General features: G+C 67.5%; 11 protein-coding genes. 7 read left to right on the top strand and 4 right to left on the bottom strand.

The features are described 5' to 3' along the window. Positions 1-4 precede the first annotated feature (4 nt). Complete coding sequence (locus Q8Z05_RS03855; RefSeq protein ID WP_305942177.1) at positions 5-1315, bottom strand: ABC transporter substrate-binding protein; 1311 nt, start codon at positions 1313-1315, stop codon at positions 5-7. Positions 1316-1534: 219 nt separating this feature from the next. Beyond that, positions 1535-3673, bottom strand: a complete 2139-nt coding sequence (gene acs / locus Q8Z05_RS03850; protein ID WP_371745967.1) for an acetate--CoA ligase — start codon at positions 3671-3673, stop codon at positions 1535-1537. 491 nt (positions 3674-4164) lie between these two features. Here acs and Q8Z05_RS03845 point away from each other — a divergent pair, with 491 nt between their 5' ends. Genes Q8Z05_RS03845 through Q8Z05_RS03835 form a run of 3 tightly spaced genes read left to right on the top strand, consistent with a single transcriptional unit; the run spans position 4165 to position 7156 of the window. Next, positions 4165-5637: a hypothetical protein gene (locus Q8Z05_RS03845; RefSeq protein WP_305942175.1), complete on the top strand. Its 1473-nt coding sequence runs from the start codon at positions 4165-4167 to the stop codon at positions 5635-5637. An 11-nt stretch (positions 5638-5648) separates the two neighbouring features. Then, positions 5649-6482: an endonuclease III gene (gene nth, locus Q8Z05_RS03840; RefSeq protein WP_305942174.1), complete on the top strand. Its 834-nt coding sequence runs from the start codon at positions 5649-5651 to the stop codon at positions 6480-6482. Next, positions 6479-7156, top strand: coding sequence for an NUDIX hydrolase (locus Q8Z05_RS03835; RefSeq protein ID WP_305942173.1), 678 nt, complete (start codon positions 6479-6481; stop codon positions 7154-7156). The genes nth and Q8Z05_RS03835 overlap by 4 nt, the downstream gene beginning before the upstream one ends. Positions 7157-7182: 26 nt before the next feature. On the opposite strand, the gene Q8Z05_RS03830 is transcribed toward Q8Z05_RS03835, so the two are convergent. Both Q8Z05_RS03830 and Q8Z05_RS03825 read right to left on the bottom strand, forming a co-directional pair. Next, positions 7183-7362, bottom strand: a complete 180-nt coding sequence (locus Q8Z05_RS03830; RefSeq protein ID WP_305942172.1) for a YegP family protein — start codon at positions 7360-7362, stop codon at positions 7183-7185. Positions 7363-7521: 159 nt separating this feature from the next. Next, entirely contained in the window at positions 7522-9228 is a 1707-nt protein-coding gene (locus Q8Z05_RS03825) for a bifunctional 3'-5' exonuclease/DNA polymerase (protein ID WP_305943474.1), read from the bottom strand. 137 nt (positions 9229-9365) lie between these two features. Between Q8Z05_RS03825 and ssd the strand changes: the two genes are divergently transcribed. The 4 genes from ssd to Q8Z05_RS03805 all read left to right on the top strand — a co-directional run bounded on the left by ssd (position 9366) and on the right by Q8Z05_RS03805 (position 13372). After that, positions 9366-10640 carry a septum site-determining protein Ssd gene (gene ssd / locus Q8Z05_RS03820; RefSeq protein ID WP_305942171.1) on the top strand — a complete coding sequence of 425 codons (1275 nt, stop codon included), beginning with the start codon at positions 9366-9368 and terminating at the stop codon, positions 10638-10640. Then, positions 10637-11917, top strand: a complete 1281-nt coding sequence (locus Q8Z05_RS03815; RefSeq protein ID WP_371745923.1) for a TadA family conjugal transfer-associated ATPase — start codon at positions 10637-10639, stop codon at positions 11915-11917. Before ssd ends, Q8Z05_RS03815 begins: the two co-directional genes overlap by 4 nt. Positions 11918-12147: 230 nt before the next feature. Beyond that, a complete protein-coding gene (locus Q8Z05_RS03810; RefSeq protein ID WP_371745922.1) occupies positions 12148-12744 on the top strand; it encodes a hypothetical protein in 597 nt (198 codons plus the stop codon). Between the two features lie 7 nt (positions 12745-12751). Beyond that, positions 12752-13372 carry a type II secretion system F family protein gene (locus Q8Z05_RS03805; protein ID WP_305942169.1) on the top strand — a complete coding sequence of 207 codons (621 nt, stop codon included), beginning with the start codon at positions 12752-12754 and terminating at the stop codon, positions 13370-13372. Positions 13373-13393 lie beyond the last annotated feature (21 nt).

Here is a 13393-nt window from a genome sequence, read left to right as displayed (position 1 = left end):
CTCGCTATTGGGCGGCGTACAGCGTCTTGGCCTGCGCTTCGAGGTTCTTGACGTCCATCCTGCCGTCCTTGATGAAGCTCTGCAGGGCAGGAATCATCACGTTATTGGCCATGGCGGGAAGGGCATCGCGGTCGAAGAACTGGCTGATGTACTTTGCGTTCGCGATGGTGTCCGCACACGTCTTGTTGAGCGGCGTGAACTTGGACGTGTCCGTGCCCTTGGCCGTGGCGATGTTCGACGAATCCACCGCGGCGTACGCGTCCTGGGCCTCGGCAGATCCCAGGAAAGCCATGAAGTCCCGGGCCGCCTTGTTTTCGCCGCCCTTCTTGGACAGCAGGAGGCCGTCGATGGGGGCTTCGACGGCGTCGCGGCCTTCCATGGCGATCTCGGGGAAGGCAAAGAACTCGATGTCCGCCAGGACGGCGGGATCAGTGAACTGCTGGGTCACGAACGAACCAAGGAGATACATGCCGGTCTTCTTGGCTTCCAAGGCCTTTGCCGCGTCCTGCCAGGTCTGGCCCAGGGCTGCCGGGTCCTGGAACGGAAGAAGTTCGGCCCAGGTGTCAAAAACGGCGCTGACCTTCTGTTGGTCCCAGGATTCCTTGTGCGCGCAAAGGTCCACGTGGAACTGGTAGCCGTTGAGCCGCATGTTGATGTAGTCGAAGGTGCCCATGGCAGGCCAGCCGTCCTTGTCGGCGAAACCGATGGGAATGATGCCGTCAGCCTTCATCTTCGTGGCCAGGGACTTGAGCGCGTCGAAGGTCTCCGGAACCTCGTAGCCCTTCTCCGCCCAGAGGCTCTTTCGGTAGAAGAAGCCCCACGGGTAGTTGTAGTTGGGGACGAAGTACAGCTTGCCGTCAGGTCCGGTGGAAGCCTTCTTCAGCGCGTCCGAGTAGTTGGCGCCGATGCTCTCCCAGACGTCGTCGATGGGTGCCAGGAGTCCCTTGCCTGCGTAGTACTGCATGCGGTAGCCGGCGAACCACGTGAAGGTATCGTCCGGGGAGCCCTGCAGGTAGGAATTGATCTTGTTCTGGAAATCGTTGTGCGGCACAACGTTGGTGGTGACCTTCTTGCCGGTTTTGGCGGTAAAGGCATCCGTGACGGCCTGGTAGGCACGCTTGGGGACGTCATCCGAGGACCCGGAACCGAACGTCAGGCCGGGGGAGTCGGACCCCGTGGCCGACGGCCCGCTCCCGCCGGTACAGGCCGCGAGGAACGGAATCCCGGCAAGGCCTGCTGCGCCGACGCCGACGGTCTTGAGGATGGTCCGACGGCTTGGAAAAGCGGTTGCCGACGCATCAAACTGTGCTGCCATGTTCTCTCCCTTGAAAAATAGCTGCATGTGAGACACCTCACATGCTCATGACTATAACGTCTCAAAAGAGAACAGGAAAGAACGGGAACTAACATTTTGTTTGAGGCTGGTCTTTGAATCGTCACAAAGCACTGCGGCCCCGTTTTCCCGCCGCGGAGCGGGGAAACGGGGCCGGCTGGGGCCCATAAGGGGCCGGGGCTGATGTTTGCTGAGCGGAGACTACTTGCGCAGCGACGCTGCGATCTGTGCCATGACGGTGTTGTCGGCGAGGGTGGTGGCGTCGCCGGGGTCGCGGCCTTCGGCGACGTCCTTGAGGAGGCGGCGCATGATCTTGCCGGACCGGGTCTTGGGCAGTTCCGGGACAACCAGGATGGTCTTGGGCTTGGCGATCGGGCCGATTTCCTTGCCCACGTGGTTGCGGAGTTCCTGGACGATCGCGTCGCCGGAGTCCACGGCATCCTCACGGAGGATCACGAACGCGACGACTGCCTGGCCGGTGGTCTCATCGGCGGCGCCCACGACGGCGGCTTCCGCGACGGCCGGGTGGGACACCAGGGCCGATTCGATTTCTGCGGTGGAGAGGCGGTGGCCGGAGATGTTCATGACGTCGTCCACGCGGCCCAGGAGCCAGACGTCGCCGTCGTCGTCCTTCTTGGCGCCGTCACCGGCGAAGTACATGGTCTCGAAACGGGACCAGTAGGTGTCCTTGAACCGCTCCGGATCACCCCAGATGCCGCGGAGCATGGCCGGCCAGGGTTCGCGGATGACGAGGAAGCCGCCGTGGCCGTTGGGCACGGACTCACCGAGCTCATCGACGACGTCCACGGCGATGCCGGGCAGCGGTACCTGCGCGGAGCCGGGCTTGGTGGCGGTGACGCCGGGCAGGGGGGCGATCATCTGGGCGCCGGTTTCGGTCTGCCACCAGGTGTCCACGATCGGCGCGGGGTGCTCCTTCTTCTCGCCGTTCTTGCCGGCGTTGGCGCCGATGACGTCGCGGTACCACATCCAGGCTTCGGGGTTGATGGGTTCGCCCACGGAGCCGAGGACCCGGATGGAGGAGAGGTCGAACTTGGCCGGGATCTCCTTGCCCCATTTCATGAAGGTCCGGATGGCGGTGGGGGCGGTGTAGAGGATGGAGACCTTGTACTTCTCCACGATCTCCCACCAGCGGCCCTGGTGCGGGGAGTCCGGGGTGCCTTCGTACATGACCTGGGTGGCGCCGTTGATCAGCGGAGCGTAGGCGACGTACGAGTGGCCGGTGATCCAGCCGACGTCGGCCGTGCACCAGTACACGTCCGTTTCCGGGTGCAGGTCGAACACGGCCTTGTGGGTGTAGGCGCCCTGGGCAAGGTACCCGCCGGTGGTGTGCAGGATGCCCTTGGGCTTACCCGTGGTGCCGGAGGTGTAAAGGATGAACAGCGGGTGTTCGGAGTCATGGCCCACGGCGGTGTGCTCAGCGGACGCCGCCCCGACGGTGTCGGCCCACCAGTGGTCCCGGCCCTCGTGCCAGTCAACGTCCTGGCCGTTGCGCTTGACCACGACGACGTTCTGCACGGTGTGGCCGCTGCCGTCTCCTTCGTGGGACAGAGCGTCGTCCACCGCGTGCTTCAGGGAACTCGGCTTGCCGCGGCGGTAGGTGCCGTCGGCCGTGACGACGAGTGTGGCTCCGGCGTCGTCGATCCGGGACCGCAGGGCTTCGGCGGAGAACCCGCCGAACACCACCGAATGGACGGCGCCGATCCGGGCGCAGGCCAGCAGGGTGATCACGGCCTCGGGAATCATGGGCAGATACACGGCCACCCGGTCGCCCTTGGCCACGCCGAGGGATTCAAACGCGTTCGCGGCCTTCTTGACCTCTTCGGTGAGCTGCGCATACGTGTAAGTGCGGGTGTCGCCGGGTTCGCCTTCGAAGTAGATGGCCACCCGGTCCCCGAGGCCGTTCTCCACGTGCCGGTCCAGCGCGTTGTATGCGGCGTTGATCTCGCCGCCGACGAACCACTTCGCGAAGGGCGGGTTGGACCAGTCCAGGGTCTCGGTGAAGTCCTTGCTCCACGTGAGCAGTTCGCGGGCCTGCTTCGCCCAGAACGCCGGACGGCCGGCGTCGGCCTCCGCATAATCCGCAGCCGTGACCACCGCATTCGCGGCGAACTCCGGCGAAGGGGCGAACTTCCGGTCCTCCTGGGAGAGGTTCTCGAACGCGTCGCCGTTCCCGGTGTGGGCGCTGGTGGCCGAGGCGCCGTTGGCTGAAGGGCTTGCGGCTGCTGCGCCGGAGAATGCGTCGGCTCCGGCGGGGGACAGATTGGCCGGCACGTCGGTGTGTGCAGCGGTGGCCGTGGAGCTGGGTGTGTCCTGGGACATGGTGAACCTCATCATTCATCGATCCTTGCTGCGCGGGACGGGCCGCCACCGGTCCGCAGCCGTGCCGCATGCGCGGCATCGGGCAGCGGCTGGTCGCGGCTGTACCGCAAAGAGCTGTTCCGAAATACACACTAACGCCTGCCCTGCGCCAGACGTGTGCCCCGTCACATAGTGAACCGTGAGCGGTGTTTATTTAGCGCCGAATGGTTACGCCGGCGGCCGGGGCAACGGCCTCCGGTGCGGAAACCGGGCGGGGCCGGCCTGTCCTCAAGGGGTACGTCCACCCCGCCAATAGGCGGGTGTGCTAGTCGGATTCCACGGAAATTCCGCCGCGCCCGCCCCCGGCCCGTCAGCTAGTGATCAGCCAGTCACTTGGCTAGGCTGAGATGGAGTTGTGACATCCGATGGAGGCGACAGGACCGCTTGCGGTCCTGTTTCTGCCTGCCGTTAGGAGGCGCTGTCCAGGGCGCCGCCGTGCTAAGGAGAACAGAATGAACCAGCAAAGCCATGGGCAGCACAAAGCTGTCCATCACCCCGGCCAGGCATCTGAACCGGCGAAATCCGGCAAGCCGGCCGGCGCGGACGGGTCCAAGTCCGCGCGAAGCAGCCTGACGGCCACGAAGAACGAAACCGTCCTCGGTCCGTTCACTGTGCGCGACCTCACCGTCATGGCCTCGACGCTGATTCTGTTGGTAGCCTCGCTGATCCCGATGTTCGAGTCCCGGTACAACCTGTGGAACCTGGGCAGCCTTTTCTTCCTGGGCCTGGGAGTCATCCTGCCGCTGATCGTGACAGCCCTTTTTGCCGCCCGCCGGCTGAGCCCCGCATCCAAGGTGCGGATCGGCTCACTGTCCATTGACCAGTTCGCCTCCGTAGTCGCGTCCTTCGCACTTGGCTTTTTCTTCCTTGCTGCCGCCGAGGACTTCGCTCCCGTCATGCTGGTGGGGCTGATTGGATCCGTGGGCCTCTTCGTCGCCACTGTGCTTGCACGCTTCATTCCGTTCTTTGCCGGTGACTTCCTGGACCGGGCCGAGGTTCCCGCGCATGTTGTGGCACGTGAGTCCGCCGCGCCGTTCCGCAAGCCAAGCGCCCCGAAGGAGCCCAAAGCAGCCAAGGAACCGGGCTCCAGCGCGCTGGCTGGCTGGTCGAAGCGGCTGACGCCCGGTGGCGCAGGAAACGCCAGCCGGGGCGCCGCTGGCGCGGCTGCCACTGAAGCTCCTCACAGCGCAACCCCTTACAGCGCAACCCCTTACGGGACAACACAGCATGCAGCAACGCCGAGGGGGACAACGCAGGGCGCCGCGCCGCAGGGAGGTGCGCCGCTGGGACACGCCGTTCCGGCGGCAGCTGCCGCGGCCACGCCGGGCAACGCGTCCGGCAACAACGCCGCCGCCGCCACGGCCGCAGCGGCAGTAGGTGCAGGTGCCGCCAGCCGCGGTACCGACGCTTCGCCCCCGACGCAGGCCGCCGACGTCGTTCCTTCCGCCGCGGAGGCGACGCAGGCAGCGGCCGTTCCCGCCGCGGAGGCGACGCAGGCAGCGGCCGTTCCCGCCGCGGCCGGCCGCGGGTCCGCCTCCGGTCCCGCCACGGGTGCGGAGCCGGCTGCTTCGGCGCCAGCCGCTTCGGCGTCCACTGCGTCCGCGTCCGCAGCCTCGCCCGCTGCGACAGCGCCCGCTGCGACGATGCTGAACCCGCAGGTCAGGTCGCAGGAGCCGATCGGCGCCACAGTCGACCCGTCCAGCCGTCCCGAGGAGCACGACGAACAGCCGGTCCATGAGGCGTTCTGGTTCGCCGTGGCCCAGCCGCGGACGGCCGTCGACGAGCGGACGGGCATGCCCGCCTTCGTGATCGAGCCGGGTGGGTGGGTACTGGCACTGGAGGACCGCGGACACGAATTCCTGGTGCAGCACACTGATGGCCGGGTGGGCGTACTGCGCGACCTCAGCAACATCGAGCGCGGCTAGCCGGGTACCTGATGGCCCCTGTTTCCGGCACACCGAAGCCGGGCAGCATTACTCCGCGGACGTCCGGGGAATCACTGCTGGCGCTGAAGCGGCGCGCCCGCAGGATCAACCGGGCGCTCGCGGAGCTCTATCCGTACGCACACGCCGAGCTGGATTTCCGCAGCCCCTTCGAGCTCCTGGTGGCCACGGTGCTCTCGGCCCAGACCACCGACGTGGTGGTCAACCAGATCACGCCAATGCTGTTCGCGCGGTATCCGGACGCCCGGAGCATGGCTGAGGCCGATCCTGCCGAGCTCGAAGTGATCCTCAAGCCCACCGGGTTCTTCCGCGCGAAGGCGAGGAACGTGATGGCGCTGTGCAACCGGCTGGTGGACGAGTACGACGGGGAAGTTCCGCCCCGGCTGCAGGACCTGGTGACGCTGCCCGGGGTGGGGCGGAAAACCGCCAACGTGGTGCTGGGCAACGCCTTCGGCATTCCCGGAATCACCGTGGACACGCACTTTGGCCGGCTCGCACGCCGGTTCGGCTGGACCGAATCGGATGATCCCGTGCGGGTCGAAGCGGACGTGGCAGAACTCTTTGAACCGCGTGACTGGACCATGCTGTCCCACCGGGTGGTGTTCCACGGGCGGCGCGTTTGCCACGCGCGCAAACCTGCCTGTGGTGCATGTGCCGTGGCCACCTGGTGCCCCAGCTACGGGGCGGGGGAGACGGACCCGCAGAAGGCGGGCAAGCTGCTCAAATACGAGCTCGCCCCGGGCCAGGAAGCCCTTTTGGCCCAGCTCCTGGCGGAAACACACCGGGCTGCCGAAATCCGCATGGAATCACAAAAGCGGGGGAAATGACTGCCCGCCAGGACCTCATCGACCTTATTGCCGCCATCGAAGCCGGGACCGGTCCGGCGCGCAATCCGTACTGGCGCGATCTCTCCGTTGATGACGCCGTTGCCCGCAAGGCCGCCGTGCTGATGCTGTTCGGCGCCCTGGATAACGTGCCCGCTGCTTCGGGCAAGCCGTTGGCTCCGGCCGACCTTGACGTCCTCCTGCTGGAACGGGCCCACACCCTGGACGACCACCCGGGCCAGGTGGCATTTCCCGGCGGCGGGATCGACCCCGGAGAGACGCCCATTGAAGCCGCCCTCCGTGAAGCAGAGGAGGAAACCGGGTTGGACTCCGGCGGCGTTGAAGTACTGGGTGCCATGCCGCAACTGGCGTTGCCCCGCGGGAATTTCCTGGTGACGCCGGTGCTCGCCTGGTGGCACTCGCCTTCCCCGGTCCGTGTAGTGGACTACGGTGAGTCGGCGCAGGTTTTCCGGGTCCCGGTCCGGGACCTGCTGGACCCGGACAACCGGGTCATGGCCTCCGTCAGCCGGGGCAGCCAGTCGTTCCTCAGCCCCGCCTTCGTGGTGAACAAGGTGGTGGTGTGGGGGTTTACCGGAATGATCCTCAACGAACTGTTCGATCACCTCGGCTGGTCCGTTCCGTGGGATCGGACCCGCATGCACGTCATCGACGTGTGACCGTGAGGTGTGATTTTGCCGGCGGGTTAGGAACGGTTCACTACTAGTCCTGTCGCTGCGCTTTCCCGCACCGCATTGATGCCCGCGACTACGCCCTTCAGTGTCCTAAACCGTGGCGAAACCGCCACTACCGTGCCGTCGTCGGCCTTGAGCCGGAAGTAAAAATTCTCTTCTTCGGCGTTAACAATTTCAAAAGTGCCAGCCACTGTGTGGTGCCTCCCCAAGATTCCATGCGTCATTGCATCGGCCGGTTCCTTATCGGTGCTGCACTGCCACTGCTGCGAACCGGCTAATTGAGCTTAACCGGAGCGTGAGACAGTTCACAAAGCTACCAGCGGGTACGTTACGGAGGGCGACTTTTGGGACTATTTCGCCTTGTCGTACGAGTCCACCACTGCCACGCTCACCGGAAACTCCACCGGAATCCGGCCGAACAGCAGTTCCTTTGCTGCCGCGGCCGCCTCCTCGATGGCTGCGATGCAGGCGTCCACCGCATCGTCGGGGCAGTGAACCATCACCTCGTCATGGAGGAAGAACACCAGTTCGCCGGCCGGCTGGCCCGGCGTCCGCATGGCCCGGAGCCGGCGTCGTAGTTCCGCCAGCCAGCAGGCGGCCCAGTCAGCGGCTGACCCCTGGACCACGAAGTTGCGGGTGAACCGGCCGCGGGAGCGGGCCACCGCGTCTGCCCGCCGCTGTTCCTCAGCAGTGGTGGACTGCTGGCTTCGCAGCCAGCGGTCCGACGGCGGCGGGCTGCTGCGGCCCAGCCGGGACGTGACCGTTCCGCCCGCTTCGCCGTCACGGGCGGCCTGTTCCACGAAGCCGACGGCACGAGGATATGTGCGGGTCAGCTGCGGCATGAGTCGTCCCGATTCACCCGTCGTCGCACCGTAGATGGCACCGAGCAGGGCTACCTTTGCTTTGGCGCGGTCACCTCCGAAACCCTGTGCCGCGATGCCGGCATAGAGGTCCTTATCGCGGGCTGCTTCCGCCATTTTGGAGTCCTGGGCGAGGGCCACCAGCACCCGCGGTTCCAGCTGCGAGGCGTCGGCGACGATGAGTTTGTGGCCGGGATCGGCGTGGACGGCGCCGCGGATCTGTCGCGGAATCTGCAGGGCACCTCCGCCACGGGAAGCCCACCGTCCGGAAACGACGCCGCCCACCACATACTCGGGCTGGAAGCGGCCGTTGTTCACCCAGGCATCCAGCCAGGCCCAGCCGTTGGCCGTATGCAGCCGGGACAACTTCTTGTAGGCCAGCAGCGGCTCGATGGCAGGATGGCTGGATTCCTTCAGCTCCCATTGCCGGGTGGTCTTCACTTCGATGCCGTTCCGGTGCAGGGCGCGCATGAGTTCCTGCGGCGAATCCGGGTTCAGGCCCGGCGAGTTCAGGAGCCGTCGGAGCTCCGTGTTCAGCGCCTCAAGCTTGGCGGGCCGGTGGCCAAGCTGCGGGCGCGGGCCGAGGTAGTCCACCAGAATCTGTTCGTGCAGCTCTTCACGCCAAGGCACACCGGTGTGCTGCATTTCCGAGGCGATCATGGCTCCGGCGGATTCCGCGGCAAGGAGTAGTTGCAGGCGGTGCCTGCGGTTCGCATCGGTGCCCGCCTGGCTCAGCGCTTCCTGCTGGGCGGCGTATTCGGTCCGCAGCTCTTCAAGCGAGTGCCTGGGCACACGGCTGAATCCGGAGTCCTCGAACAAGGCCCCCTGGTGCGCCGGCTGGGGTGGTGGCTGCAGGCTGCGGGGCGGCTGCTGGGAATCGTCGTCCTGCGTGAGCTTTTCCGCAGTTCGGGCGTAGGCCGTGTGTGCCGTGAACTCCGAATGGGCCAGGATGGCGCCGCAGAGCGTGAGGTCGTAGCAGCGCTCCAGCTCCACCCCCTGGGTCAGCAGCGCGGGGTACCAGTCCTGCGTCCGGTGCCAGATCCAGCGCGGCCGGCGCTTTTCGAGTTCATGTACGACGCCGGCCAGCTCACCGGAGCTGATGAGGCGCGGTTCGGGGTTGGCCGGGGCGGGAGTGCCGTCTGCCGCGAGTTCTTGGAGGGCTGCGCCGTCAGCGTGGGCGGACAGCAGCAGATACATAGTCATCATTCTGCCTTGTGGAGGGCGTTGTTTGCGCCGCCCCACAATTCCTCCACAGGCGTGCGGTTCAGCGGGGTTGTCCACATGGCGTGCAGGGGGTCTGTCAGCAGGGTCCGGCCGCCCGGCACAGTGGCAGGATGAGCAGGCAGCATCTTCAGGAACCCACTCCGGAGTCCGCGCCCGAATCCACCCGCTCCGGCCCCGTGACGGCTAACCGTCCAGCGCCCGGGGCACCGGAGGGGGCGCGGGAGCCGGGTCGCGCGCAGCGCCGGTCAGCGCGGGCGGCACCGGCCCGCGCCGCATCCCGCGGTGTTGCCGCCGCCAGGGACGTCCAGACGGGTGCGCGGGCTCCCGGGGCGTGGCTCCCGGCCGAGTCGGCGGAAACACTGCTGGTGACCGGTTTCGACTTCCTGCGCGGCGAGGTGGAACGGATCGTCGCCGCTGCCGGCGGACAGCTTCGCGTGGCAGCCGATGCCACCGAAGCGGCGCCTTTCTGGGACACCGCGGCCGCGGTCCTCATAGGCAGCGATATCCGCGAGCTGCCGCCGCGCCGCCGGTCACCTGCCGTCCTCGTGGGCCTGGGCGGCGAGGGTGACAGTCTCTGGCACCTTGCCGCAGCCTTGGGCGCGGAACGCGTTGCTGTTCTTCCGGATGCTGCCGCGTGGCTGGCTGAATACCTGAGCCGGTCCCGGTCTCCGGAAGCCGGCGGACTCGTCCTCGGTGTGACCGGCGGGTGCGGGGGAGCGGGCGCAACCACTGCTGCGATCTGGATCGCCCAGGCGGCGGCGGAGTGGGGAGCCCGGGTCCTGTTGATCGATGGCGATCCCTGGGGCGGCGGCCTGGAGCTTGCCTTGGCTGCCGAGGAATCACCGGGCCTGCGGTGGACCGACCTTTCGGAGGCGAGCGGGAGCATCGACCCCGAACAATTGTCGGACGCGCTGCCCGTAGCGGGAGGGTTCTCCTTCCTGTCCTGGCCGGGCAGCCGGGAACGCCAACCCGGTGTGGAAGCCGGCACCGTTGGCGGGGTTCTTGACGCCGCACGGCGGGGCTATGAACTGGTGCTGGTGGATATCGGCCGCGGAACGGAACCTCTGCGCACCTTTGCCTGGGATTGTGACCGCATCCTGGTGGTGGCGCCCGCGCAACTGAAAGCGGCCGTTTCCGCCGCCCGGCTGCTGCAGGAACTTCCGCCGGTGGAGACGGCCCTGGTCATCCGGGGCAAGGCGGGGGCCGTCCTCGACGGGCCGCTGATCGCGGAATCCGTTGGGCTGCCGCTGCAGGGACTCGTCCCGGAGGTGAAGGGCGCGGCCAACGCCACGGAGCTCGGCCGCCTGCTGGAGATGGGCCGCCGGCGCAGCGTGCGCCGGTTTGCGGCCTCCGTCCTGGACCTGCTGGGCGGTGACCTTCCGTGAGCGCCCCCTCGCAGGCGCCGGGGCCGGCACGGTTTCCTGGTCCGTCCGGCGGCCCGAGGCGGCGGCAAAGCAGGGTTCTGGACGCCGGGCTGCTCGAGTCCGTCAGGGAGTCGGTGATGGCCGAATCCGGCCCGGTGACGCCGTCCCGGGTGGCAGTGGCGGTGCAGGCCACGGGCAGGCTGCTGGGGACGGCAGGGGCGCTGGCGGCCGTCGAACAGATCAGTGCGGAGCTCAATGGGCTGGGGCCGCTGCAGGTGCTGACCAGGGACCGGGCCGTGACAGACATCTTCGTCAACGCCCCGGATTCCGTCTGGCTGGACCGCGGGAACGGCCTGGAGCAGGCACCGGTGTCGTTTTCCTCAGAAGGTGAGGTCCGTGCCCTGGCTTCCCGGCTCGTGGCGGCAGGCGGGCGGCGCCTCGACGACGGTTCCCCGTGCGTCGACGTCCGGCTGGAGGCCGGATACCGCATCCACGCTGTCCTGCCGCCCATCTCCACGGCCGGCACGCTTCTGAGCGTTCGAATCCGCCGTCACGAGGTGTTCACGCTGGACGAGCTCCGGGACGGCGGAATGTTTGGAGCCATGGTCCAGGACGTACTGGAACGCATGCTCAGCCGGCGCCTGAGTTTCCTGATCAGCGGCGCCACCGGATCAGGAAAGACAACGCTGCTCTCCACCCTGCTGGGGCTGAGCCATCCCGGTGAACGGCTCGTTTTGATCGAGGATGCTTCCGAGCTGAACCCGGTGCATCCGCACGTGGTGTCGCTCGAATCAAGGCACGGCAACCTCGAAGGCGGCGGTGCCGTGGATTTAGCGGAATTGGTCCGGCAGGCCCTCCGGATGAGGCCCGACCGCCTGGTGGTTGGCGAGTGCCGCGGAGCCGAGGTCCGCGAACTGCTGACGGCCATGAACACCGGACACACCGGAGGCGGCGGCACCATCCACGCCAACACGGCTGCCGCCGTGCCTGCCCGGCTCACAGCCCTGGGCGCCCTCGCCGGCATGGGCCAGGACGCCATGCGCCTGCAGGTGGCCAGCGCCCTGGACGTGGTGGTGCATGTTGAGCGTGCGCACGGTGTACGTCACGTGGCGTGCATCGGTGTCGTTGAAGACGGCGCCCACGGCTTGGAGGTCTCGGTGGCCGTTGCCGTCCGCGCGGGCAATGTCAGCCTGGGGCCTTCGTGGCCAAGGTTGGCCCGGCGGCTTGGGATCGACGACTTCGAAACAGCCGACGGCGATGCGATGCCGCCGCTACCCGTGACCGGAGCCGGCGGATGATGGTTCTCCTTGTCACAGCGCTTGCACTCGCCGCGTGGCTGTTGGTAAGGCCCCCTGGCGGCCGTTCAGGAAGGATCCGCAGGGCGCTGAACACCGGGTATCCGCCGTTGCGCGCCAGCGGCGGGAAAGGCTCTGGCGGGCGGGGCTCCGGTGGCGGCCGGCGCGGTGCCCCGGGGAACCGGCGCGCCGGTTGGCACGGAAAGTCCCGTCAACGCCCGGACTGCGTGTCCATGACAGTCGTTGTCCAGCAGTTGGCCGCCCTCCTCAAAGGCGGCCGGACACCGTCGCGGCTCTGGGATGAACTCTGGCTGGTCTATGCCGTGGAGGAGCGGACCGGGGACGGACCTGACGACGGGCCCGGACTCTCGCCTGCGTCATTGTCCATGGTGTCGGTGGCCCGGGGAGCCGCGAAGCGGGGCGCTACCGTCGCGGACGCCATCCGGGCGGCGTCCGCGACGGCCTTCCACGGGAGCCACAGCCGGGAACAGCGAATCTGGGGCGAGCTTGCAGCCTGTTTTGACATTGCGGCAGCGAGTGGATGCCCGCTGGCGGACGTCCTGACCCGTCTGGCCGCGCAGCTCGAAGTGGAGGACGACGCCGAAGCCGCCCGCCAGACCGCCCTGGCGGGACCGAAGGCCACCGTTACCCTCCTGACATGGCTGCCGCTGCTGGGTCTTGGGCTCGGGGTCCTGCTTGGGGTGGATCCGCTGTCGATCCTGCTTGGCACGCCGTGGGGGATGGCTGCACTTGCAGCAGGTATGGTGCTGACAGTCGCAGGCCGGATCTGGTCCGCCAGGCTCGTCCGCTCCGCAATTGGCACGCCATGACAGCGCCATGACAGCGCCATGGCTGCCGTCCGTGGGCGTGGCACTGGTGTTGGCCCTGGCCGCGATGCTGGCGGTGTCCGGGCGCGGTGGCGCGCACAGGCGGCTGCTCCGGCAGCGCCGTTTGCAGCCGGAGGGCGGAAGGAACGGTGACGGCGGAACAACAACGGCCGGGCCGCCGGGGCTCTCCGGCGGGGGCCTCCGCGACACTGCCATGATGCTGGAGCTGATCGGTGCCATGCTGGATGCCGGATCGGGGATCGGGCGTGCCTTGGAGCTCATTGCACACTCGGCGTCACCGGAATATCACCGCTCACTACGGCCGGTGGTGTCAGCGCTGGCTATCGGTGCCGACTGGGAAACAGCCTGGCGCAGTTCCGAGTCCCGGACTCCTGAACTGTTGGTCCTGCGGCAGGCTCTCGGTTTCGCCGCCCTCACCGGGGCGCCGTCGTCGGCCATTCTTTACGCCCAGGCAGCAAGGCTGCGGCGCGAACGCTATCGGGCGGCGGAAAAGCGTGCGGCTGCCCTCGGCGTCCGGCTGGTGGTCCCGCTAGGCCTCTGTTCGCTCCCCGCCTTCATCTGCCTCGGCGTGGTGCCGGTACTGCTCGCGATGCTTCCGACCGGAAGCTGACCCGGGCCCTGACACAGAGGT

Source organism: Arthrobacter oryzae (genome assembly GCF_030718995.1).
GTDB lineage: Bacteria > Actinomycetota > Actinomycetes > Actinomycetales > Micrococcaceae > Arthrobacter > Arthrobacter oryzae_C.
Note: the sequence above shows the minus strand (reverse complement) of the source record. Positions and strands in the feature narration are given on the sequence as shown.

What these genes read in the sequence shown, in the direction of transcription:
- Q8Z05_RS03855 (WP_305942177.1), bottom strand. Translation starts at nt 1,315, where the DNA reads ATGGCAGCACAGTTTGATGCGTCGGCAACCGCTTTTCCAAGCCGTCGG.
- acs (WP_371745967.1), bottom strand. Translation starts at nt 3,673, where the DNA reads ATGTCCCAGGACACACCCAGCTCCACGGCCACCGCTGCACACACCGAC.
- Q8Z05_RS03845 (WP_305942175.1), top strand. Translation starts at nt 4,165, where the DNA reads ATGAACCAGCAAAGCCATGGGCAGCACAAAGCTGTCCATCACCCCGGC.
- nth (WP_305942174.1), top strand. Translation starts at nt 5,649, where the DNA reads ATGGCCCCTGTTTCCGGCACACCGAAGCCGGGCAGCATTACTCCGCGG.
- Q8Z05_RS03835 (WP_305942173.1), top strand. Translation starts at nt 6,479, where the DNA reads ATGACTGCCCGCCAGGACCTCATCGACCTTATTGCCGCCATCGAAGCC.
- Q8Z05_RS03825 (WP_305943474.1), bottom strand. Translation starts at nt 9,228, where the DNA reads ATGTATCTGCTGCTGTCCGCCCACGCTGACGGCGCAGCCCTCCAAGAA.
- ssd (WP_305942171.1), top strand. Translation starts at nt 9,366, where the DNA reads ATGAGCAGGCAGCATCTTCAGGAACCCACTCCGGAGTCCGCGCCCGAA.
- Q8Z05_RS03810 (WP_371745922.1), top strand. Translation starts at nt 12,148, where the DNA reads ATGACAGTCGTTGTCCAGCAGTTGGCCGCCCTCCTCAAAGGCGGCCGG.
- Q8Z05_RS03805 (WP_305942169.1), top strand. Translation starts at nt 12,752, where the DNA reads ATGACAGCGCCATGGCTGCCGTCCGTGGGCGTGGCACTGGTGTTGGCC.